Genomic DNA, 20,127 nt, shown 5'->3' with positions numbered 1-20,127 from the left:
CACATCTGGCGGATCGTGCCAATACGGAGCTATCCATGACCCCTTTGAAAAAACTCGCGCTCTTCGGCCTCCTGGCCCTGCCGCTGGCTGGTTGCATGAAAGAGGAATCCATCGACCAGTCGGTGCTCTGCACCTACAGCACCGATGCCGAGGCGAAGCTGTGCAAGCCGGGCCAGATGTCCTGGTTCAAGGCGGGCAAGGCGGTCAGCCAGACACTGCCGCTGAGCGTGGCGGCGGCCTACTGCGACTTCAATCACCAGATCATGTACAACGAGGCCGGGGTGATCTGCGTGTTCACCGACAAGCGCCTGAGCCTGGTGAAGTAGGAGCGGGTTCATTCGCGATAAGGGCCTGAGGCCCGTTATCTCCCAGGCGCGATTCCGCTGCCGGGTCAGTTCGCTATCGTAGGCTGGCAGGTCTACGACCGGCTTTCGCGATTGAAATCGCTCCTACATTGATCCGGCTTGCAGGGAACCCCGCAAATGAAAGAAGGCGCCACAAGTGGCGCCTTCTGCCTTTCGAGGAATTGCAAACATCGTGATTGCTGCCTCTGTGGTCCGACGAATCAGCTGATGCGGTTGGCACCAGTGCGGTCGGCACCGCCTTCGGCGACGTCGAAGCCTTTGGTGCGGTCGGAACCGCCTTCGGCTACGTCGAAAGCCTTGGTGCGGTCGGAACCGCCTTCGGCGACATCGAAGGCCTTGGTGCGGTCGGAACCGCCTTCAGCTACATCGAAGCCTTTGGTGCGGTCGGAACCACCTTCGGCTACATCGAAGGCCTTGGTGCGGTCAGAGCCGCCTTCGGCTACGTCGAAGGCCTTGGTGCGGTCAGAACCACCTTCGGCTACGTCGAAAGCCTTGGTGCGATCGGAACCGCCTTCAGCGACACGCAGCGATTGGGAGCGCTCGGCGCCATTTTCAGCGATGCGGTTGGCACCGGTGCGATCGGCACCGCCTTCGGCGACGCGGTGGATGCTGGTGCGGTCGGAACCACCTTCAGCAACGGTGCCTTGGGGCAGAGCAAAAGCAGTGGCGGACAGGCTGGCGATGAACAGGCTGGCGAGGATTTGCTTTTTCATTTTTGGGCACCTTGGTGAAGAGAGGGTTGGAATTCGTCTACGGGGCCCATGTTACTGATGTGATTTCGATGAAGAAGTGATGCTCGATGATGGTTGCCATCGACGTTAATGATAGTTGTTGCATGTCTATATAAAACAATACGTTAGGTGATTTTTAGAGGCGTCATTACCTCAAGTGGAATAGCCTTTTCCTTGGATTGGTATAATCGATACAGTCGATCAATCTGCGCGATAGACTTTCTCCATCACGGCCAGCGACATAGGTCTTGCCTGGCAGGTGCATCTCTGAAGTCAGCTGTAAGTGCCGGAATAGAGCGGTCCTGGCACTGTTCGTGTTTTGCAAACACTGTTGTCGCCCGGCCTGGAATTGTTGCTTGCAGGTGCCCCTCGTAAGGTTCACTCACCACTACAACAACAAACGGTGAATGAGATGAGCACTGCCGCGTTCCGTACCGTCTTCGGCTCGCTCGACGACCATCGCATGGGGTCGATCGAGATCATCCAGGGCCAAGCCCGCCATTACGCGTTCTCCAACATCTTCGACGTCGCCAGCCGCTCCGCCCCCTATGAGAAGGTGGTGGTCGGCCTGAACCTCGGCTACGTGATCGAAACCCTGCGCGCCGAGGGCACCTCGCCCTGGTACACCGCCGCCCACGACGAATTCGCCATTTCCGTGGACAGCGAAGTGCGGGTGGATTTCCTCAAGCTCGACGAACCCCTGGTCGACGGTGAAGGCACCCGCCTGGCGGGCGAGCAGCCCAAGGGCCGGCCGATGGGCTACGTGCTGCTCAAGCGCGGTCACCAGGCCCTGTTGCCGGCCGGCTGCGCCTACCGCTTCGAAAGCGCACGCCCTGGCGTCCTGCTGCTGCAGACCATCAAGGGACCGCTGTCGGTGGAGAAGTGGGCAGACATCTGCCTGAAGTGACCGCCCCCGACCCACAACCAGAACAAGAGGACATCCACCATGGCCATGCTCGAAACCCTCGATACCTCCGCCAGCTTCGCCGCCGATGAGGTCGAGGCCAGCCTGCCCGACGCCGTCACCGGCTACCGCGCCTTCAAGCTCGGCGCCTTCACCCTGTCCCGCGACGAATACTTCGTGCGCATCCAGTGGCCGGCCAAGGGCCAGGAGCGCTCCCACCTGATCCCCGCCGACGCCTTCCTGCGCGCCACCATGCGTGACGTGGCCTGGGGCTTCTTCTATGGCTGGGTGAACTTCGACGAAGTCATCGGCACCCGCAACCACTACGGCAAGGTCGACCTCTACGCCGGCACCTTCAACGGCGTGCTCAAGGCCGCCGGGGTGGACTACACCGAGCAGTTCGAGACGCCGAAGATCATGGCCACCTTCAAGGCCATCCTGCACGACTGGACCAACGCCGGCTTCGACCCCTTCGCCGCACCTGAGGAAACCGGCAGCGCCTTCGGCCGCAAGAACGGCGACAACGTCGAGGCCATCGAACGCTTCCGCGTGGCCACCCGGCGCATGCCCGGCCTGCCGGACGACTCGCCGCTGCGCAACGACCTGCCGGTGAATCGCCAGTTCCTCGATGTGCCCCAGGACGAGCCGGAGATCCACGCCGCCGAAGGCTTCGAGGGCCAGCTGCATGCCTTCAACCTCTACAAGTACCTGTCCCGCTCGGACGTGACCTGGAACCCCTCGGTCAGCTCGGTGTGCAAGGCCAGCCTGTTCTGCCCGACCACCGAGGAGTTCATCCTCCCCGTGTTCCACGGCAACGACCGCGTGGAGTGGTTCCTGCAGCTCTCCGACGAAATCATCTGGGATGTCGCCGACAAGGACGACGGCGCCCCGCGTGCCCGCATCACCATGCGCCCGGGCGATATCTGCGCCATGCCCGCCGACATCCGCCACCAGGGCTATTCCACCAAGCGCTCCATGCTGCTGGTGTGGGAGAACGCCACGCCGAACCTGCCGCAGCGCTACGAAAGCGGCGAACTGCCGCCGTACCCGGTGGAGTTCTGATGTCCAGCGCCCCCTCTCCCTCCGGGAGAGGGCCGGGGTGAGGGTAGCCTGATCCCACTCCCTCTCCCCGCCAGCGCGCAGAGGGGGCACTTCATGTCATACACAGGCGTCGCGCATTGCCGGCGGCGCCCGGAGAGCTTTTTCCATGCAGAACCAACTCTTCATCGACGGCCGCTTCGTTCCGGCCGTGAAGGGCGGCACCATCGAAGTCCTGTCGCCCCACGACGGCTCGCTGATCACCCATATCGCCGCCGCCGAAGCCGAGGACGTCGACCTGGCGGTGGCCGCCGCCAAGCGTGCCTTCCCGGCCTGGGCGGCGCTGTCCGGCGCCGAGCGCGGCCGCCTGCTGCTCAAGCTCGCGGACAAGATCGAAGAGCACCAGGAAGAGCTGGCCCAGCTGGAGTCCCTGGACACCGGCCATCCGCTGCGCGATTCCCGTAGCCTCGACGTGCCGCGCACCGCCGCCTGCTTCCGCTACTTCGGCGGCATGGCGGACAAGATCGAAGGCGCGGTGATCCCGGTGGAAACCGGTTTCCTCAACTACGTACAGCGCAAGCCCATCGGCGTGGTCGGGCAGATCGTGCCGTGGAACTTCCCGCTGATGTTCACCAGCTGGAAGATGGGTCCGGCGCTGGCCGCCGGCAACACGGTGGTGATCAAGCCGTCGGAGATCACGCCGCTGTCCACCCTGCGTATCGCCGAACTGATGAAGGAAGTCGGCTTCCCCGATGGCGTGGTCAACGTGGTGCCGGGCTATGGCCACAGCGCCGGCCAGCGCCTGGCCGAGCACGAGGACGTGGGCAAGATCTGCTTCACCGGTTCCACTGCCACCGGCCGTCGCATCGTCGAAGCGTCCCAGGGCAACCTGAAGCGGGTGCAGCTGGAGCTGGGCGGGAAGGGCGCCAACATCGTCTTCGAGGACGCCAACCTGGAGGCCGCCGTGAACGGTGCCGCCTGGGCGATCTTCCATAACCAGGGCCAGGCCTGCATCGCCGGCTCGCGGTTGATCCTCCACGAGCGCATCGCCGACGAGTTCCTCGAACGCTTCATCGGCCTGGCCCGTTCCATCCGCCTGGGCAGCCCCCTGGATGCGGACACCGAAATGGGCCCGCTGACCTCCGCCCAGCACCGCGACCGCGTGCTGGCCTACGTGGACATCGCCCGCGCCCAGGGTGGCCGCGTCCTCAGCGGCGGCAAGGTCCCCAGCGACCCGGCCCTCGCCCACGGCTACTACGTCGAACCGACGGTGGTCGAAGCCCAACCGGACCACCGGGTGGCCCAGGAGGAGGTGTTCGGCCCCTTCGTGACCGTGCTGCGCTTCTCCACCGACGAAGAGGCCCTGGCGATCGCCAATGGCACCCAGTACGGCCTCGGCAGCGGCCTCTGGACCCGCGACCTGCAGCGCGCCCACCGCATGGCGGCGAACATCCATGCCGGCATGTGCTGGATCAACTGCTACAAGCGCGTGAGCCCCGGCAGCCCCTTCGGCGGCGTCGGCCAGTCCGGCTACGGCCGCGAGATGGGCTTCGAGGCCATCCACGACTACACCGAGGCCCGCTCGGTGTGGGTCAACGTGGACGCGAAGATCGCGCCCCACTTCAAACGCTGAGGACGACCATGAATCCCTTCATCTACCAAGGCCTGGCTTCCCGCGTGGTGTTCGGCGCGGGCAAGCTGGAATCCCTGGCCGAGGAACTGGACAAGCTCGGCGCCCGCCGTGCGCTCATCCTCACCACCCCGGAACAACGCCACCTCGGCGAACGGGTGGCGGCCATCCTCGGCGAGCGTGCCGCCGGGGTTTACCCCCAGGCGGTGATGCATGTGCCGGTGGAGGTGGCCCGTGCCGCCCGCGTGGAGGCGAGCCGGCTCGATGCCGACTGCTGCGTCGCCATCGGCGGAGGCTCCACCATTGGACTGGGCAAGGCCATCGCCCTGGAGTCCGGCCTGCCGATCCTGGCGGTGCCGACCACCTATGCCGGCTCCGAGATGACCCCCATCTACGGTCTCACCGAGAACCGCCTGAAGAAGACCGGGCGCGACTTCCGCGTGTTGCCGAAGACCGTGGTCTACGACCCGCTGCTGACCCTCAGCCTGCCGGCGGCGATCTCCGCCTGCTCGGGCATGAACGCCATGGCCCATGCGGTGGAAGCGCTCTACGCACAGGACGCCAACCCGATCATCGGCCTGATGGCGGAGGAGTCCATCCGCGCCCTGGCCGGGTCCCTGCCGGCCGTGGTGGCCAATCCGGCGGACGTCGAAGCCCACGGCCGCGCGCTCTATGGCGCCTGGCTGGCCGGCATCTGCCTGGGCTCGGTGGGCATGGCCATCCACCACAAGCTCTGCCACACCCTGGGCGGCACCTTCAACCTGCCCCATGCCCAGGCCCACGCGGTGGTGCTGCCCCATGCCGCGCACTACAACCGCGAGGCCGCCGCCGAGCCGCTGCGCCGTGCCGCGCGCGCCTTGGGTGGCCAGGAGGCGGAGGAGGTGGGGCCGCTGCTGTTCGCCCTCAACCAGAAGCTGGGCATCCCGGCGTCCCTGGCCGAGATCGGCCTGCCCGAGGAAGGGCCGGCGGAAGCCGCCGCCATCGCCTGTTCCAGCCCCTACTACAACCCACGCCCCTTCGAGCGGGACGCCATCGAAGCCATGCTGCTCCGCGCCTGGAAGGGCCTTCCCCCTGCGTAGAACAATTCCCCTCTCCCTCCGGGAGAGGGGTTAGGGGTGAGGGATATCCCACTTCGCTCGCACTAACCGACCCACGGGACCACAAGATGAACAACATCCCGGCCAATGAAGCCCGCATTTCCGCGCAGGCCGTCGCCGCCTTCGCCAATACCCCCAATCCGCGCCTGCGCCAGCTGGTGCAAGGCCTGGTGAGCCATCTCCACGCTTTTGCCAGCGAAGTGGAACTGACCGAGGAAGAATGGCTGCAGGGCATCCGCTTCCTCACCGACACCGGCAAGACCTGCGATGGCACGGTGCGCCAGGAATTCATCCTGCTCTCGGATGTGATCGGCCTGTCCATGCTGGTGGATGCCATCAATCATCGCGCCAGTGAAGCGGCCACCGAAACCACGGTGTTCGGCCCCTTCTACATCGCCGGCATGCCCGAGCGTGGCCATGGCGAGAACATGGCCTGTACCCCGGGCGAGCCTGCCCTGGTGCTGGGCCGAGTGCTGGACGCAGCCGGCGAGCTCATCGCCAACGCCGTACTGGATGTCTGGCAGACCGCCGAGAACGGCATGTACTCCGGGCAGGACCCGCAGCAGCCGCTGGCCAACCTGCGCGGCCGCTATCGCACCGATGCCGAAGGCCGCTTTGCGATCCGCACCATAGTCCCGGTGAGCTACCCGATTCCCACCGACGGCCCGGTGGGCCGGCTGCTGCAGGCCAGCGACCGCCATCCCTGGCGTCCGGCGCACCTGCATTTCATGGTCATGGCCGAGGGGCATCGCACCCTGGTCACCCACCTGTTCAACCATGACGACCCCTACCTCGAGTCGGACGTGGTGTTCGGCGTCAAGGATTCCCTCAAGGTGGTCTACCAGCAGTGCCAGGCGGGCCATCCGCTGGCGGCCGGCCACGGCATCGAGGGCGCCTTCCGCCTGGCCACCTACGACTTCGTGCTGGAGCGCGCCACGCCATGAGCCAGTACTTCGCCGTCTTCGCCACCGACAAGCCAGGCCAACTGACCCTGCGCAACCAGGTGCGTCCGGCCCATCGCGAGCACCTGCGCAACCCCTATCCGCATCGGGTGGTGGTGCGCCTGGGCGGCCCCACCCTGGACAGCGACGATGGCCGCATGAATGGCACCCTGCTGGTGGTGGAAGCCATGAGCCTGGGCGATGTGCAGGCATTTCTCGGTGATGATCCCTATGTGCGCGCCGGGCTGTTCGCCCATGTCGAGATCCGCCCCTGGCACTGGGGCCTGGGCAATCCGGAGCTGCGCGGATGACCGCGCTCTGCGCACTGGAGGCCATCGCCGACGGCGGCGCCCTGGCGGTAGAGGGCGCTGATGCGCCGCTGGTGCTGGTGCGCCGAGGCGAGGAGGTATGGGCCTACCGTAATCGCTGCCCGCATTTCTCGGTGCCACTGGACTACCGGCCCGGCGAGTTCTCCACCTATCGCGGCCAGGTACTGATGTGCGCCCACCACAGCGCCTTGTTCCGCTTTGAAGACGGCCACTGCATCGAAGGCCCCTGTGCCGGCAGCCGGTTGGAGGCGGTGCCGGTGCGGGTGCTGGAGCGGAGGGTGATGCTGTTGTAGGGCTCCTGTCGTAGGGGCGATTTCAATCGCCAAGCGGACCGAAGGTTCGCCCTGAGTGCGACCAGGGGCAGCTACGCTGCCCTTGGCGAATGAATGCGCCCCTACAAGGAACGGCCCCTCCATAACAAATGCCAATGCCCAAATCCGCTAAACCTGTGATAACGGCTCCTCGTTCCCCACAGGCAACAAGCGATGAACCTGTTCGAAGACATGCGGGTATTCGTGGTCGTGGTCGAGACCGGTGGCTTCTCGGCGGCGGCGCAGCGGCTGAACATCGTCAAATCGGTGGTCAGCCGGCGCATGAGCGCGCTGGAGCGGCACCTGGAGTGCCGGCTGTTCAACCGCACCACCCGGCGCCTCAGCCTGACCGAAACCGGCCTGGACTACTTCGAGCGCGCCCAGCGCATCCTGGGTGACCTGGCCGAGGCCGAAGAAGCCACCCGCAGCCTGCAGACCGAGCTGCGTGGCCGTTTGCGCCTCGCCGCACCCATGTCCTTCGGGCTGAAACACCTGTCTCCGGCGCTCAACGAGTTCATGCGCGCCCATCCCGGCCTCGACGTGGAGCTGGACCTCAGCGACCGCTACGTGGACCTGGTCAACGAAGGCTACGACCTCACCCTGCGCATCGGCCGCCTGCCCGACTCCACGCTGGTGGCCCGCGAGTTGGGCCCCTGTCCCCACGCCGTCTGCGCCAGTCCCGACTACCTCGCCGCCCATGGCACCCCCGAGGTGCCGGACGACCTGCGCGAGCACCAGTGCCTGGGCTACAAGAACCGCGCCAATAGCAACCAGTGGCAGTTCCGCATGGGCCAGGAATGGCGCTCGGTGGCGGTGCGACCGCGATTGATCGCCAACAACGGCGAGGTACTGGTGCTGGCGGCGGTGGATGGCCTGGGGCTGGTGTCGCTGCCGCGCTTCCTGCTGGAAGAAAGCCTCGCCAGCGGCCGGCTGGTGGAGGTGCTGCGGGACTATCCGCTGCCCAGCTCGCAGATCTACGCCGTTTGCCCGCCGGGGCGCCGCCTGCCGGCCAAGGTACGGGCCCTGATCGACTTCCTGGTGCAGCGCTTCTCCACTTGATGGGGGCGACCCGGCATGGCGCCTGGCAAATCCTGGCCCGAATGAAATCCGCGCTACTGGCCTCGACGTAGGTTGGGCCAAGCGCAGCGCGGCCCAACGTTGGGTGGCGGGGTGCGGATGTTGGGCTTCGCTTCGCTCAGCCACAACCTACGTGTGGCGGCATACCACTGCCACGCCACAATTCCGTCCGATAACCGCCCATCCCGTATCCCGCCATTCCCGCGCCGACCGCTCTAGCACCGGGTGCGCGGCATTGTTCGCGAAGCACGAACACTCATATCGCCGAAACCGGAATTGTTGCCGGGGAGGGGCGCTTGTAGCTTGCGATCCAGCCGGACAGCCAGGCCCGCTCTGCCAGTGGGAAGCGTCCGCATCAGGCTGACTAATAACAACAAGGTAGCTGCCATGATTCCTCGCAAGCATCTTTCCGCGTCCACCCTGTTCGCTCCGGTCCTGGCGGCCGCCGCGCTGTTCCCCGCATTCACCCAGGCCGCCGAGCCGGGTCCTTCCGGCTCGCTGTTTCGCAGCGCCTTCGGCGATGGCCTGGAGCGCGACTACGGCATCAAGGTCCATGGCTGGGCCCAGGCCGGCTGGACCTACAACGACAACGGCAGCGACGACGTGAGCAAGCAGGCCTTCTTCAACAACGACGAAGGCTTCAACCTCAACCAGTTCGCTCTGTCCATCCAGAAGGAACCCAAGGGCAACGTGGTCGGTCGTGTCGGCCCGTTCCCGGGCCCGATGCCCGAGCAGGCAGACTGGGGTTTCAACGTCACCGCCCTGTACGGCAAGGATGCGCGCTTCTTCAAGACCTACGGCTTCGACGAAGACCTGGGGGTGAACCGCAGCGCCGGCCCCAACGACGAGAACTTCAACATCGCCCAGGCCTATCTGGACTTCTACTTCCCGGTGCTCGGCGGTTCCAACCTGATGCTCGGGGTGTTCCACGCCCCGCTGGAAAACGAGATCGGCTTCGCCCTGGGTAGCCCGGCGCCGGCGGACTTCTACAGCCACACCTACTCCTTCATGCACGGCCCGGCCAAGCACACCGGCGCGCTGTACTCCTTCAAGCTGCCGCAGGAAGAGGGCGGCAGCATGACCGGCTTCGAGCTGGGCCTGGTACAGGGCTGGAACAACATGCAGGACCCCAACGGCGACCTGGATGTCATCGCCAACCTGCGCTGGCGCTCGGCGGATTTCCGCACCTGGGTCGACTGGGAAAACATCTATGGCAATGGCGCCGGCGACAGCTTCGCCGAGTGCGCCTGTGGCTCGCCGATCCCGGCCGGCACGAAAGGCGACAACCTGACCCGCTATGCCAGCTACCTGACGGTTTCCCATGTGCTGGACGAGCGCAACCGCGTCGCCGTGGAGTTCAACTACGGCCAGCAGGAAGACGCCGCTTTCGCCGCCTTCGCCGACAAGGGCAACGCCCACTGGTACGGCACCGACGTCAACTGGTACCACCGCTTGGGCAACAACCTGATGTGGAAAAGCCGTGCCGAGTGGTTCTACACCGACGCACCGGTGCATGTGGTGATGGCCAACATCGACCCGCAGACCGGTATCCCCGACCCGAGCTGGGGCAGCTTCTACGGCTTCACCACCAACCTGGCCTGGACCCCGGTGCCCAATGTCCGCCTGCGCCCCGAGCTGCGCTACGACATCCACAGCGGCAATGGTCGTGACGCCTTCGGCGACGGCAACGAAGACCGCCAGCTGATCGGTTCCTTCGACATCACCGTCTTCTTCTGATCCCTAGCAACTGCCGACCCGGCCGGGCCCTCGCGTGCCCGCGCCGGGCCTCATCCTCCCTTCGAGGTATCCGTCATGGACAACAACAAGAAACTCCTCGGTGCCGGGCTTTCCCGGCGTGATTTCCTGCGGGCGAGCGGCGTCGTGGCTGGCGGCTCGCTGCTCGCAGGCTTTTCTTCAGGGCCGCTGCTGGCGGCGGAGAAGGTCATCCGCATCGGCTACGTCAGCCCGCAGACCGGCCCGCTGGCACCCTTCGCCGCCGCCGATGGCTACATCATCGAGAGCCTCGCCTCGGTACTGAAGAACAGCATCACCGTCGGCGGCCAGCGCTGCCGCCTGGAGGTGATAGTCAAGGACAGCCAGTCCAACCCCAACCGCGCCGCCGAAGTGGCCAACGAGCTGATCCTGGAAGACGGCGTCGACCTGATGCTGGTGTCCTCCACGCCGGAAACCACCAACCCGGTGTCGGACCAGTGCGAGATCAACGAGATCCCTTGCATCTCCACCGTGGCGCCCTGGCAGCCCTGGTTCTTCACCCGTGGCGGCAAGCCGGACGAGGGCTTCCAGTGGACCTACCACTTCTTCTGGGGCCTGGAGGACGTGATCGGCGCCTACACCGCCATGTGGGGCGACATGGGCGGCAACAAGGTGATCGGCGGCCTGTTCCCCAACGACGGCGACGGCAACGCCTGGGGCGACGGCAAGCTGGGCTTCCCGCCGGTGCTGGCACAGAAGGGCTTCCAGCTGGTGGACCCGGGGCGCTTCCAGAGCCTGACCGACGATTTCTCCGCACAGATTTCCGCCTTCAAGAAGGCCGAGGCGGAGATCGTCACAGGCGTGGTCATCCCGCCGGACCTCACCACCTTCTGGACCCAGGCGCGCCAGCAGGGCTTCCAGCCCAAGGCCCTGTCGGTGGGCAAGGCGCTGCTGTTCCCCTCGGCGGTGGAGGCCCTGGGCAAGGCCGGGCACAACCTCTCCACGGAAATCTGGTGGAGCCCGAGCCACCCCTTCAGCTCGTCCCTCAACGGCTTGTCCGCCGGCCAGCTCGCCGCGCGCTACACCCAGGCCACCGGCAAGCAGTGGACCCAACCGCTGGGCTTCGTCCATGCGCTGTTCGAGCTGGCGGTGGACATTCTCCAGCGCACCGAGGAGGTGGGTAATCCCGAGGCCACCCGCGACGCGTTGCTGAAGACCGAGCTGAACACCGTGGTCGGTCCGGTGAGCTGGAAGAACGGCCCGGTGAAGAACGTCGCCAAGACCCCGCTGGTGTCCGGCCAGTGGCGCCTGGGCGGGCCCTTCACCTACGACCTGGTTATCACCGGCAACCAGACCGCGCCGCAGATTCCCCTGGGCGGGGAGATGCAGGCGATCACCTACGGCGGCTAGCGCGTAGCCCGGATGAAATCCGGGAGCCTGCGCACGGTTTCCCCGGATTGCATCCGGGCTACGGCTTCATACAGGTAATGACACATGCAACAACTCCTCGTACTGGAGCAGGTGCACAAGAGCTACGGCTCGGTGAAGGTGACCGACGACCTCAGCCTGGCCCTGGCGCCCGGCGAAGCGCTGGGCATCATCGGGCCCAACGGCGCCGGCAAGAGCACCCTGTTCAACCTCATCGCCGGCGGTGTGGCCGCCGACAGCGGACGCATCCACTTCCAGGGTGAAGACGTCACCCGCGAGCCGGTGTTCAAACGTTGCCGGCGCGGCATCGGCCGTTCCCACCAGATCCCGCACCCCTTCGTGAAGATGACGGTGTTCGAGAACCTGCTGGTGGGCGCCACCTTCGGTGCCGGCCAGGCGGAGAAGGACGGCCATGCCTGGTGCGCCCACGTGCTGGAGCTCACCGGCCTGATGAAGAAGGCCAATGTCCTGGCTGGCTCCCTGACCCTGCTGGAGCGCAAGCGCCTGGAAATGGCCCGCGCCTTGGCTACCCGGCCGCAACTGCTGCTGCTCGACGAGATCGCCGGCGGCCTCACCGAGCCGGAATGCCACGCGCTGGTGGGCACCATCCAGGGCATCCATCGTTCCGGCACGGCGATCATCTGGATCGAGCACATCGTCCACGCCCTGCTGGCGGTGGTCGGTCGCCTGGCGGTGATCAACTTCGGCCGCAAGCTGGACGAAGGCGAGCCCGGCGCGGTGATGGCCAACCCCAGGGTGCAGGAAATCTACATGGGCATCGGGAGCTGAGGGCATGCTTGAGATCCGCAAGTTGCGCGCCGGCTACGGCGACTTCCAGGCGTTGTTCGACATCGACCTGGACCTGGCCGAGGTCGAGACCCTGGCCATCATCGGCTCCAACGGCGCCGGCAAATCCACCTTCATGCGCTCGTTGGCCGGGCTGATCCGCAATGACGCGGGCGCCATCCGCTACAAGGGCGAGGCCATCGGCAACCTGCCGGCCAACCGGGTGCTGGAGCGCGGCATCGCCCTGGTGCCGGAGGGCCGCAAGCTGTTCCCCTCGCTGAGCGTCGAGGAAAACCTGCTGATCGGCGCCTACAGCAAGCGCGAGGGCGCCTGGAACCTGGAGCGCATCTACAGCCTGTTCCCGGTGCTGGCCAACCTGCGCAAGCGCCCCGGCACAGCGCTTTCCGGCGGCCAGCAGCAGATGGTCGCCATCGGCCGCGCGCTGATGTCGAGCCCGGGTCTGCTGCTCTGCGACGAAATCAGCCTGGGCCTGGCGCCCACCACCATCAAGGACATCTATGCCGCGCTGCCATCGATCAAGGCCGACGGCACGGCGGTGATACTGGTCGAGCAGGACATCAACCAGGCCCTGGCGGTGGCCGACCGCTTCTACTGCTTCCAGGAAGGCCGGGTTTCCCTCTCCGGCACACCGGCCGAGGCGAGCAAGGAACAGATCAAGGCGGCCTATTTCGGCCTGGCGGAGGCATGACGATGGAATGGCTCGATACCCTGGCCCAGGGCGTGTTGCTCGGCGGCCTCTATGCCCTGTTCGCGGTGGGCCTGTCGCTGATGTTCGGCATCATGCGCCTGGTCAACATCGCCCACGGCGACTTCATCGTGCTGGCCTCCTACCTGGCCCTGGTGGTGGTGGAGACCCTCGGCATCTCGCCGCTCGCCAGCCTGGTGCTGGTGGTGCCGCTGATGTTCGCGCTGGGCTACGCCCTGCAGCGCAACGTACTCAACCGCACCCTCGGCAGTGACATCCTGCCGCCGCTGCTGGTGACCTTCGGCCTGTCAATCATCCTGCAGAACATCCTGCTGGAGTTCTTCAGCGCCGACAGCCGCAAGCTCTCCCAGGGCGAGCTTGAGGTGGCCAGTGTCGCCGTTGGCGGACTCAATCTCGGCGTCATGCCGTTGATGGTGTTCGGCAGCGCGCTGCTGGTGATCGGCGGCCTGCAGCTGCTGTTCTACAAGACCAGCCTGGGCCGCGCCTTCCGCGCCACCTCGGATGACCAGCACACCGCCCAGCTGATGGGCATCGACAACCGCCACATCTTCGGCCTGGCCATGGCCCTGGCGATGGCGGTGGTGTCCATCGCCGGGGTGTTCCTCGCGCTGCGCACCAGCTTCGATCCCAGCGTCGGCCCGGCGCGGCTGCTCTATGGCTTCGAGGCGGTGATCATCGGCGGCCTCGGCAGCCTCTGGGGCACCCTGGCCGGCGGCGTGATCCTCGGCGTCGCCCAGGCTATCGGTGCGCGCATCGACCCGGGTTGGCAGATCCTCGCCGGCCACCTGGTGTTCCTGCTGATCCTGGTATTCCGCCCACGCGGCCTGTTCCCCCGGAGTGTCGACTGATGAATGCGATGAACAATGCCTACCTCGTCCAGCGCGCCACCCGCAGCAGCCAGGTCGGCCTGGTGCTGCTGGGCGTGCTGGTGCTGGTCCTGGCGTCCCTGCCGTTCTGGGCCGACCGCGCGGTACTGCGCCAGGTAGTGGAGTTCGCCTACTACCTGGCCCTGGCGCAGATGTGGAACCTGCTGGCGGGCTACGCCGGCATGGTCTCGGTAGGGCAGCAGGCCTTCGTCGGCCTCGGTGGCTACCTGCTGTTCGTGCTGGCCTCGCAATTGGGCGTGCCACCGCTGGCGGCGGTGTTCCTGGCAGGATTGGTAGTGGCGCTGCTGGCGGTGCCGACGGCGCTGGTGCTGTTCCGCCTGCGCGGCGCCTACTTCGCCATCGGCACCTGGGTGGTGGCCGAGGTGTTCCGCCTGGGATTGGCCCAGGTCGGCAGCCTCGGCGGCGGTTCCGGGCAGAGCCTGCCGGCGTCCATCGTGCGGCAGATCGGTGGCAGCCGCGACGGCCGCGAGATGCTGATGTACTTCAGCGCCCTGGCTATCGCCGTCGGTGCGGTGCTGGTGGTGTACCTGCTGCTGCGCTCGCGCCAGGGCCTGGCGCTGACCGCCATCCGCGATTCCGAGCCGGCCTCGGGGAGCCTCGGCATCAACGTGTTCCGCACCAAGCTGCTGGTCTACGTGCTGGCGGCCGGCTGCACCGGGGTGGTTGGCGCGCTGATATTCCTGCAGAAGCTGCGCATCTCGCCGGATGCCGCCTTCAGCGTGCAGGACTGGACCGCGGCGGTGATCTTCATCGTCATCATCGGCGGCATCGGCACCCTGGAAGGGCCGCTGATCGGCACCCTGATCTACTTCATCCTGCGCAGCTGCTTCGCCGAGTTCGGCGCGCTGTACATGATCATCCTCGGCGCCGTGGCGGTATTGATGATGCTCAAGGCGCCCCAGGGCGTCTGGGGGCTGGTGAGCGAACGGTTCGGCTGGCAGCTGTTCCCGATGCAGCGGAGGTTGACCTCGTTGTAGGAGCGAATTCATTCGCGATAGGCGTCAGAGGGCTGCGTTGCAGCCCATTCGCGAATAAATTCGCTCCTACCAGGACAACGGACACCGGATACCCATATGGACCGCCTGCTCAGCATCGAAGCCTTCGTCCGCGTCGCGGAAACCGGCAACTTCGCCCGCGCCGCCCAGCAACTGGGGGTGACCCGCTCGGTGGTCAGCCATCGCATCCAGCAACTGGAGGACTACATCAGCGCGCCGCTGTTCCACCGCAGCACTCGCCATGTGCGGCTGTCGGAAGTGGGGGAGACCTACTACAAGGAATGCGCCGACATGGTGGCGAGCTTCAACAGCCTCACCGAGCAGATGCGCGACCTACGCGCCAAGCCCACCGGCAAGCTGCGGGTGCAGATGCTGCCGGGCTTCGCCATCGGCCATTTCGGCGCCCTGCTGGCGGAGTTCACCGGGCTGTACCCGGACATAGAAGTGGACGTGATCGTGAACGACCGGGTGGTGGACCCGATCGAGGAAGGTTTCGATGTGGCCTTCCAGATGTTCCCGCCGCTGGCCGAATCGCTCATCGAGCGCAAGCTGTTCTCCGTTCGGCGGCTGTTCTGTGCGTCGCCCGAGTACCTGGAACGGCATGGTGCGCCCAGTGTTCCGGCGGACCTGCAGGGGCACAAGGTGGCACTGTACGAGGGCTATCCGTCGCGCAACAAGTGGCTGTTCAACGGCATTGAGCAGGTGGAGCTCAACCTCGCCGGCCAGGTGCGTTCCAACTCCGTGCACCTGCTCCGGGATTACGCCCTGACCGGCGCCTGCGTGGTCTGCCTGCCGACCCTGGCGGCCAGCGACGACCTGCTGGCCGGCCGACTGGTGCCGGTGCTGGGCGATTATTCCCTGACGTCGTTCAACTTCTCGGCGGTCTACCCGGCGACCCAGCGCAGGGCGCTGAAGGTGCGCACCCTGATCGACTTCCTGGTGGAGCGCATCAGCGATGAACCGGCCTGGGACCGGCCGTTGTTGGAGCGGGGGTGGGTGCAGCCTTGATCAGGCAGGTAAGCGAAGCGGTGCGCGCGGCGCACCCTACGGGGCGAGTTGGGTAGGGTGCGCCATGCGCACCGAGCAGACTCCGGAAATGAAAGAAGGCGCCACAGTGGGCGCCTTCTGCCTTTCAGGGAATGCATACATCGTGATTGCCTGCCTCTGAAGTGCTCCGGGATCAGCTGATACGGTTGGCACCAGTGCGGTCGGCACCACCTTCAGCTACATCGAAAGCCTTGGTGCGGTCGGAACCACCTTCGGCGACATCGAAGGCCTTGGTGCGGTCAGAACCACCTTCGGCTACGTCGAAGGCTTTGGTGCGGTCAGAACCACCTTCGGCGACATCGAAGGCCTTGGTGCGGTCGGAACCACCTTCGGCTACGTCGAAGGCCTTGGTGCGGTCGGAACCACCTTCGGCGACATCGAAAGCCTTGGTGCGGTCGGAACCACCTTCGGCGACGTCGAAGGCCTTGGTGCGGTCGGAACCACCTTCGGCGACATCGAAGGCCTTGGTGCGATCGGAGCCGCCTTCAGCGACACGCAGCGACTGGGAGCGGTCGGCGCCATTTTCGGCGATGCGGTGGATGGCGCGATCGGAACCGCCTTCAGCGACGCGGTGGATGCTGGTGCGGTCGGAACCACCCTCGGCAACGGACAGGGCGAAAGCCGAGGCGGACAGGCTGGCGAAGATCAGGCTGGCAAGGATTTGCTTTTTCATTTTGGACACCTCGGCGAAGAAGGGGGGTTGGAATTCGTCTACGGGGCCCATGTTACTGATGTGATTTCGATGAAGAAGTGATCAACGATGATGGTTGCCATCGACGTTAATGATAGTTGCATTAGATCTATATAAAACAAGCAGTTATGTAACTTTCTAGAGAGTAATTACCTAAAGTGGAAAGGCCTTTTCTCTAGAATGGAATAATCAATTTAGTAGATGTATAGGCTGGCTTTGTCTGAGCAGACTGGTCGTTGCCGGCCTGAAAGGCTTGATCTAGAGGGGAAGCGGATGCTGAGGGCCAGCAGGGCGGGCCTGGGGACAGGCGAGGAGGAGGAGGGTGCCTGGAATGGCAGGCCGGGCCTATGGCCCGGCTGGCGCTGGATGTTGGCGGATGCCTGGGTCAGCGCTTGCCCATGGAGCGGCGCGAGCCACGCGGCGCCGGACCGGGGCGTTGGCCGCGATCATGGCCCTTGAGAGTCTGGTGCCATGGGATGTTCTGTTTTTTTGGCTTGGCGGTCGCTTCTTCCGCTGCCGGGGTTTCCTGGGGCTGGGCTTCGGCCTGATCGAGGTCTTGGCTGGTCATGCTGTTTCTGCTCTGTGCGGGGCTGGCCCGCGAGCGGGCCGGAGGCGCGCATCATACACCAACTGCTGCGGGCCGACCTCCCGGGCGGCCCGCAGGTCGACGGTCAGGCGCGCTGGCTTTCCATGCCATGGCCCACCAGTTCGATACGCGGGTCCACATGATTGATCGCCGAGAAGATGTGCTCCGGATCGGTCAGCGCCGGAGCCATGGTCCAGCGGCCAATGGGCTCGTAGCCGATGCGCAGCATGCCGGTATGGGTCAGCTGGTTGCCGTCGATCAAGGGGTCCACGTCATAGAAGCCCAGCGCATAGCGCAGGTCGAGGATGTCCTGCGGGTCGCCGGTGAGGTACTCCCAGCCGGGGCCGATGTGGAACTTGTCGACGTACTCCTGCAGGTGGTGGGGCTGGTCCAGCTCCGGTTGCAGGGTGATGGAGTACATGAAGACGTCACGGCCAACGCGCTCGCCGAGCATCTGCTGGACCTTGCGCAGGTTGGCGGTGGCGGTGGGGCAGTTACGGCCGCAACTGGCGTACATCATGTTGAGCACCACCACCTTGCCGCCGATCAGGTCATCCATGAAGCGGACCTTGCGGCCCTGGTGGGTGACGAGGGTCGGGTTGGGGAATCGGGCGTTGCCCTCGCGGGGTTTCACCTGGCGTTCGGCGGCAACGCCGAGCCCGCCGAGGGCGGTCAGGCCGAGCAGGCCGACACCAAGACCGCCAATGAGGTTTCTTCGTGTGTTCATGGAAAGTCCTCCCGCGGCCTCTATTCGATGTCGAAGCGCAGCATCATCGCGTGGTCTTCGTGGATCAGGTTGTGGCAGTGCATCACGTACTTGCCGACGTAGTCCCGGAAGCGGATGAACACGCGAATCGTCTCGTTCTTGTTGATCACGTAGACGTCCTTGCGTCCGACTTCATGGGCCGGGATGGGCAGCTGCACGCCATTGCGCATTCGCGAAATGATTCGACCTTCCTCGAAGTGGATATGGATGGGGTGTGACCAGCCATTGTCGATGTTGACCAGCTCCCAGATCTCCCCGCGCCCCTTGGGAACCTTGAAGCGCGGGGCGGTGACGTTGACGAACTGGCCGTTGATGGCCCACATGTTGTTGCTGCGCTCGAACACGAAGCGCCGCACCGGCGCGGCCGCCACTTCGGCCGGGTCCAGTGGTGGCAGGGGGCGCAGGTTGGCCGGCACCTGGCTGAGGTCCTGGGCGGTCGGCCAGCGATCGACCACTATCTTCAGCACCCGTACGCCGGGTTCCTTGATGTCCTTGGGCCCGCGCGTTTCCTCCTGGCGCATGCGGTTGACCAGGTAAAGGGTGGTGCCGATCACGTACTTGGAAAAGTCCACGACTATGTCGGCGCGCTCGGCCACGCCCAGGGTGATCGACTGCTGGTTGAGCAGCGGCTTGGGCAGCAGGTTGCCGTCGTTGCCGATGTAGGTGAAGTTCTGCTTCACGTTGTTCGGGTTCACCAGGGAGAACGCATAGAACAGGCTCGGCCCGGCATTCAGCAGGCGGAAGCGGTAGCGCCGCGCGGCCACCTTGAGCACCGGCTCGATCATGCCGTTGACCGTCACCTTGTCGCCCAGCACCCCTTCGGGGTTGATCTCGTCGTAGTACAGCTTGCCGGCGGCATCGAAGCGGCGATCGGCGAATGACAGGGGGTAGTCGTACGGGTGGCTGGGCAGGCGCAGCGCACCCGGGGTCGGGTCAGCCTCGTTGCCGGAGTCGATGTGGTCGTAGAGCAGATAGAAGCCCACCAGTCCCCGGTAGAGGTTGGGTGATGTGAAGTCGAGGGTGTGGTCGTGATAGAAGAGCGTGCCCAGCGCTTCGCGGTAGTCGCCGATATTGTTCTGGAGATTCTCGAAGCCCGCGTAGACATTGGGGTAGAGGTGGTCCTTGAACCTGCCCTTGGCGGTCAGGGTGGGGCCGGCCTTGGTGGCGCTGTAGTAGTCGCCGGGGAAGCCGTCGCTTTCCGAGCCACAGTGAAGGTTGTGCAGGTGGGTGGAAATCTCCGGGGTGCCGAAGCCAGTGTGGTTGGCCGGCAGGTCGTTGTGGATGCGGCAGATCACCGGGTGGCCGTAGTGCGACATCACCGTGGCGTTGAATTCGTTAGCCGGGGTGTTGGCGGCGCGATAGGTCCAGACCTTTTGTGGTGGATAGGCCGGGTTGAACACCCAGCTCGGGCTCTCCGTGGCGCGCAGTTCGTAGTACTCGGCGTTGGGGCGGAAGGTGGCCCAGCGCTGGTGGGCGGGCCTGCCGGCTTCGCCGCCCGCGACGTTGGCCAGCTCGGTGGGGGCGGGGGTCAGGGTCGCCACGCTGGCCGCGGGAACGATCTGGTTGGGCAGTTGCATCACCCAGGGCACCGTTGCCGGGCTGGGCGGAAGGATAGGTGCAGCCGCCTCGCTTTCCGGGGCTCTTAGAAGGGCAGGTGCGGCCACCGCGGCAGCGGAAAGCTTGAGGAAGTCGCGCCGGGTTTCATCTGCCAACCTGTCTTTCTTGTTTTTGGTTTTCTCCGGGTTCTTGCCTTTCATGGACATGCTCCACCTCCCCACCACGAATTCGCGCAACGGCCCGCCATGGATGCAATGCTCCAAGGCTCGTTTTTCCCCATCCGTTTGCACGAGGGTGCTGACCGCCAATGAATCTGCTCGCGCGGCCAAAGCGCCAATAAGCCGACTAAAGACTTCTCATTTAGTGAGTGCAATCAGGGGGAAGCCAAAAAAACGACAGTAATGCTGGCCAGTGGCTTCTGGCTCTAGGCATGGCGGTGAGTGTTACAAGATGTGTCTCAAAGACCGGCGGCAGGGATTGGAGGGCAGGCGGTAGAGCGGTTCTGGCGGGAGTGGAGACGG

General features: G+C 65.3%; 21 protein-coding genes. 16 read left to right on the top strand and 5 right to left on the bottom strand.

The window, feature by feature from the left end; all coding sequences use genetic code 11:
- Positions 1-35: 35 nt before the first annotated feature.
- Entirely contained in the window at positions 36-326 is a 291-nt protein-coding gene (locus PCA10_RS15775) for a hypothetical protein (protein WP_016493063.1), read from the top strand.
- A 239-nt stretch (positions 327-565) separates the two neighbouring features.
- On the opposite strand, the gene PCA10_RS15770 is transcribed toward PCA10_RS15775, so the two are convergent.
- The gene (locus PCA10_RS15770; RefSeq protein ID WP_016493062.1) at positions 566-1,078 is read right to left on the bottom strand and encodes a hypothetical protein; all 513 of its coding nucleotides are present in this window, start codon (positions 1,076-1,078) and stop codon (positions 566-568) included.
- 430 nt (positions 1,079-1,508) lie between these two features.
- Between PCA10_RS15770 and PCA10_RS15765 the strand changes: the two genes are divergently transcribed.
- The 15 genes from PCA10_RS15765 (at position 1,509) to PCA10_RS15695 (ending at position 15,967) form a co-directional block, all read left to right on the top strand.
- The gene (locus PCA10_RS15765) at positions 1,509-2,003 is read left to right on the top strand and encodes a cupin domain-containing protein (protein WP_016493061.1); all 495 of its coding nucleotides are present in this window, start codon (positions 1,509-1,511) and stop codon (positions 2,001-2,003) included.
- Between the two features lie 39 nt (positions 2,004-2,042).
- Positions 2,043-3,062 (top strand): hypothetical protein, encoded by a 1,020-nt coding sequence (locus PCA10_RS15760; protein ID WP_016493060.1) that lies wholly within the window; start codon positions 2,043-2,045, stop codon positions 3,060-3,062.
- A 145-nt stretch (positions 3,063-3,207) separates the two neighbouring features.
- On the top strand, positions 3,208-4,671 hold the full coding sequence (locus tag PCA10_RS15755; RefSeq protein WP_016493059.1) for an aldehyde dehydrogenase family protein: 1,464 nt from the start codon (positions 3,208-3,210) through the stop codon (positions 4,669-4,671).
- An 8-nt stretch (positions 4,672-4,679) separates the two neighbouring features.
- Positions 4,680-5,747 (top strand): maleylacetate reductase, encoded by a 1,068-nt coding sequence (locus tag PCA10_RS15750; protein ID WP_016493058.1) that lies wholly within the window; start codon positions 4,680-4,682, stop codon positions 5,745-5,747.
- An 86-nt stretch (positions 5,748-5,833) separates the two neighbouring features.
- A complete protein-coding gene (locus PCA10_RS15745; protein ID WP_016493057.1) occupies positions 5,834-6,709 on the top strand; it encodes an intradiol ring-cleavage dioxygenase in 876 nt (291 codons plus the stop codon).
- Complete coding sequence (locus PCA10_RS15740) at positions 6,706-7,017, top strand: YciI family protein (protein WP_016493056.1); 312 nt, start codon at positions 6,706-6,708, stop codon at positions 7,015-7,017. Before PCA10_RS15745 ends, PCA10_RS15740 begins: the two co-directional genes overlap by 4 nt.
- Positions 7,014-7,328, top strand: coding sequence for a Rieske (2Fe-2S) protein (locus PCA10_RS15735; protein ID WP_016493055.1), 315 nt, complete (start codon positions 7,014-7,016; stop codon positions 7,326-7,328). Before PCA10_RS15740 ends, PCA10_RS15735 begins: the two co-directional genes overlap by 4 nt.
- 192 nt (positions 7,329-7,520) lie before the next feature.
- Positions 7,521-8,405 carry a LysR family transcriptional regulator gene (locus PCA10_RS15730; protein WP_016493054.1) on the top strand — a complete coding sequence of 295 codons (885 nt, stop codon included), beginning with the start codon at positions 7,521-7,523 and terminating at the stop codon, positions 8,403-8,405.
- A 405-nt stretch (positions 8,406-8,810) separates the two neighbouring features.
- Positions 8,811-10,160: an outer membrane beta-barrel protein gene (locus PCA10_RS15725; protein WP_016493053.1), complete on the top strand. Its 1,350-nt coding sequence runs from the start codon at positions 8,811-8,813 to the stop codon at positions 10,158-10,160.
- 75 nt (positions 10,161-10,235) lie between these two features.
- Entirely contained in the window at positions 10,236-11,546 is a 1,311-nt protein-coding gene (locus PCA10_RS15720; protein ID WP_016493052.1) for an ABC transporter substrate-binding protein, read from the top strand.
- Positions 11,547-11,630: 84 nt separating this feature from the next.
- Positions 11,631-12,353, top strand: a complete 723-nt coding sequence (locus PCA10_RS15715) for an ABC transporter ATP-binding protein (RefSeq protein WP_016493051.1) — start codon at positions 11,631-11,633, stop codon at positions 12,351-12,353.
- 4 nt (positions 12,354-12,357) lie between these two features.
- On the top strand, positions 12,358-13,059 hold the full coding sequence (locus tag PCA10_RS15710; protein WP_016493050.1) for an ABC transporter ATP-binding protein: 702 nt from the start codon (positions 12,358-12,360) through the stop codon (positions 13,057-13,059).
- 2 nt (positions 13,060-13,061) lie between these two features.
- Positions 13,062-13,925, top strand: a complete 864-nt coding sequence (locus PCA10_RS15705) for a branched-chain amino acid ABC transporter permease (RefSeq protein ID WP_016493049.1) — start codon at positions 13,062-13,064, stop codon at positions 13,923-13,925.
- Positions 13,925-14,941 carry a branched-chain amino acid ABC transporter permease gene (locus PCA10_RS15700; RefSeq protein ID WP_016493048.1) on the top strand — a complete coding sequence of 339 codons (1,017 nt, stop codon included), beginning with the start codon at positions 13,925-13,927 and terminating at the stop codon, positions 14,939-14,941. The genes PCA10_RS15705 and PCA10_RS15700 overlap by 1 nt, the downstream gene beginning before the upstream one ends.
- A gap of 96 nt (positions 14,942-15,037) precedes the next feature.
- Complete coding sequence (locus PCA10_RS15695; protein ID WP_016493047.1) at positions 15,038-15,967, top strand: LysR family transcriptional regulator; 930 nt, start codon at positions 15,038-15,040, stop codon at positions 15,965-15,967.
- A gap of 172 nt (positions 15,968-16,139) precedes the next feature.
- Here PCA10_RS15695 and PCA10_RS15690 read toward each other — a convergent pair whose 3' ends face one another.
- From PCA10_RS15690 to PCA10_RS15675, 4 genes are all read right to left on the bottom strand, one after another.
- Positions 16,140-16,679, bottom strand: a complete 540-nt coding sequence (locus PCA10_RS15690; RefSeq protein ID WP_041770789.1) for a hypothetical protein — start codon at positions 16,677-16,679, stop codon at positions 16,140-16,142.
- 403 nt (positions 16,680-17,082) lie between these two features.
- Positions 17,083-17,265: a hypothetical protein gene (locus PCA10_RS15685; RefSeq protein WP_016493045.1), complete on the bottom strand. Its 183-nt coding sequence runs from the start codon at positions 17,263-17,265 to the stop codon at positions 17,083-17,085.
- A 103-nt stretch (positions 17,266-17,368) separates the two neighbouring features.
- Positions 17,369-18,010: an SCO family protein gene (locus PCA10_RS15680; protein WP_016493044.1), complete on the bottom strand. Its 642-nt coding sequence runs from the start codon at positions 18,008-18,010 to the stop codon at positions 17,369-17,371.
- A 20-nt stretch (positions 18,011-18,030) separates the two neighbouring features.
- Positions 18,031-19,812 carry a multicopper oxidase family protein gene (locus PCA10_RS15675; RefSeq protein ID WP_016493043.1) on the bottom strand — a complete coding sequence of 594 codons (1,782 nt, stop codon included), beginning with the start codon at positions 19,810-19,812 and terminating at the stop codon, positions 18,031-18,033.
- Positions 19,813-20,127 lie beyond the last annotated feature (315 nt).

The sequence above is a fragment of the Pseudomonas resinovorans NBRC 106553 genome (assembly GCF_000412695.1).
GTDB classification, from domain to species: domain Bacteria; phylum Pseudomonadota; class Gammaproteobacteria; order Pseudomonadales; family Pseudomonadaceae; genus Metapseudomonas; species Metapseudomonas resinovorans_A.
This window is presented reverse-complemented; position numbering and strand designations above follow the sequence as displayed.

Coding starts and splice junctions, on each gene's coding strand:
- PCA10_RS15760 (WP_016493060.1), top strand. CDS start 2,043: ATGGCCATGCTCGAAACCCTCGATACCTCCGCCAGCTTCGCCGCCGAT.
- PCA10_RS15775 (WP_016493063.1), top strand. CDS start 36: ATGACCCCTTTGAAAAAACTCGCGCTCTTCGGCCTCCTGGCCCTGCCG.
- PCA10_RS15750 (WP_016493058.1), top strand. CDS start 4,680: ATGAATCCCTTCATCTACCAAGGCCTGGCTTCCCGCGTGGTGTTCGGC.
- PCA10_RS15700 (WP_016493048.1), top strand. CDS start 13,925: ATGAATGCGATGAACAATGCCTACCTCGTCCAGCGCGCCACCCGCAGC.
- PCA10_RS15720 (WP_016493052.1), top strand. CDS start 10,236: ATGGACAACAACAAGAAACTCCTCGGTGCCGGGCTTTCCCGGCGTGAT.
- PCA10_RS15730 (WP_016493054.1), top strand. CDS start 7,521: ATGAACCTGTTCGAAGACATGCGGGTATTCGTGGTCGTGGTCGAGACC.
- PCA10_RS15715 (WP_016493051.1), top strand. CDS start 11,631: ATGCAACAACTCCTCGTACTGGAGCAGGTGCACAAGAGCTACGGCTCG.
- PCA10_RS15675 (WP_016493043.1), bottom strand. CDS start 19,812: ATGTCCATGAAAGGCAAGAACCCGGAGAAAACCAAAAACAAGAAAGAC.
- PCA10_RS15725 (WP_016493053.1), top strand. CDS start 8,811: ATGATTCCTCGCAAGCATCTTTCCGCGTCCACCCTGTTCGCTCCGGTC.
- PCA10_RS15690 (WP_041770789.1), bottom strand. CDS start 16,679: ATGAAAAAGCAAATCCTTGCCAGCCTGATCTTCGCCAGCCTGTCCGCC.
- PCA10_RS15685 (WP_016493045.1), bottom strand. CDS start 17,265: ATGACCAGCCAAGACCTCGATCAGGCCGAAGCCCAGCCCCAGGAAACC.
- PCA10_RS15680 (WP_016493044.1), bottom strand. CDS start 18,010: ATGAACACACGAAGAAACCTCATTGGCGGTCTTGGTGTCGGCCTGCTC.
- PCA10_RS15705 (WP_016493049.1), top strand. CDS start 13,062: ATGGAATGGCTCGATACCCTGGCCCAGGGCGTGTTGCTCGGCGGCCTC.
- PCA10_RS15770 (WP_016493062.1), bottom strand. CDS start 1,078: ATGAAAAAGCAAATCCTCGCCAGCCTGTTCATCGCCAGCCTGTCCGCC.
- PCA10_RS15710 (WP_016493050.1), top strand. CDS start 12,358: ATGCTTGAGATCCGCAAGTTGCGCGCCGGCTACGGCGACTTCCAGGCG.
- PCA10_RS15735 (WP_016493055.1), top strand. CDS start 7,014: ATGACCGCGCTCTGCGCACTGGAGGCCATCGCCGACGGCGGCGCCCTG.
- PCA10_RS15740 (WP_016493056.1), top strand. CDS start 6,706: ATGAGCCAGTACTTCGCCGTCTTCGCCACCGACAAGCCAGGCCAACTG.
- PCA10_RS15695 (WP_016493047.1), top strand. CDS start 15,038: ATGGACCGCCTGCTCAGCATCGAAGCCTTCGTCCGCGTCGCGGAAACC.
- PCA10_RS15755 (WP_016493059.1), top strand. CDS start 3,208: ATGCAGAACCAACTCTTCATCGACGGCCGCTTCGTTCCGGCCGTGAAG.
- PCA10_RS15765 (WP_016493061.1), top strand. CDS start 1,509: ATGAGCACTGCCGCGTTCCGTACCGTCTTCGGCTCGCTCGACGACCAT.
- PCA10_RS15745 (WP_016493057.1), top strand. CDS start 5,834: ATGAACAACATCCCGGCCAATGAAGCCCGCATTTCCGCGCAGGCCGTC.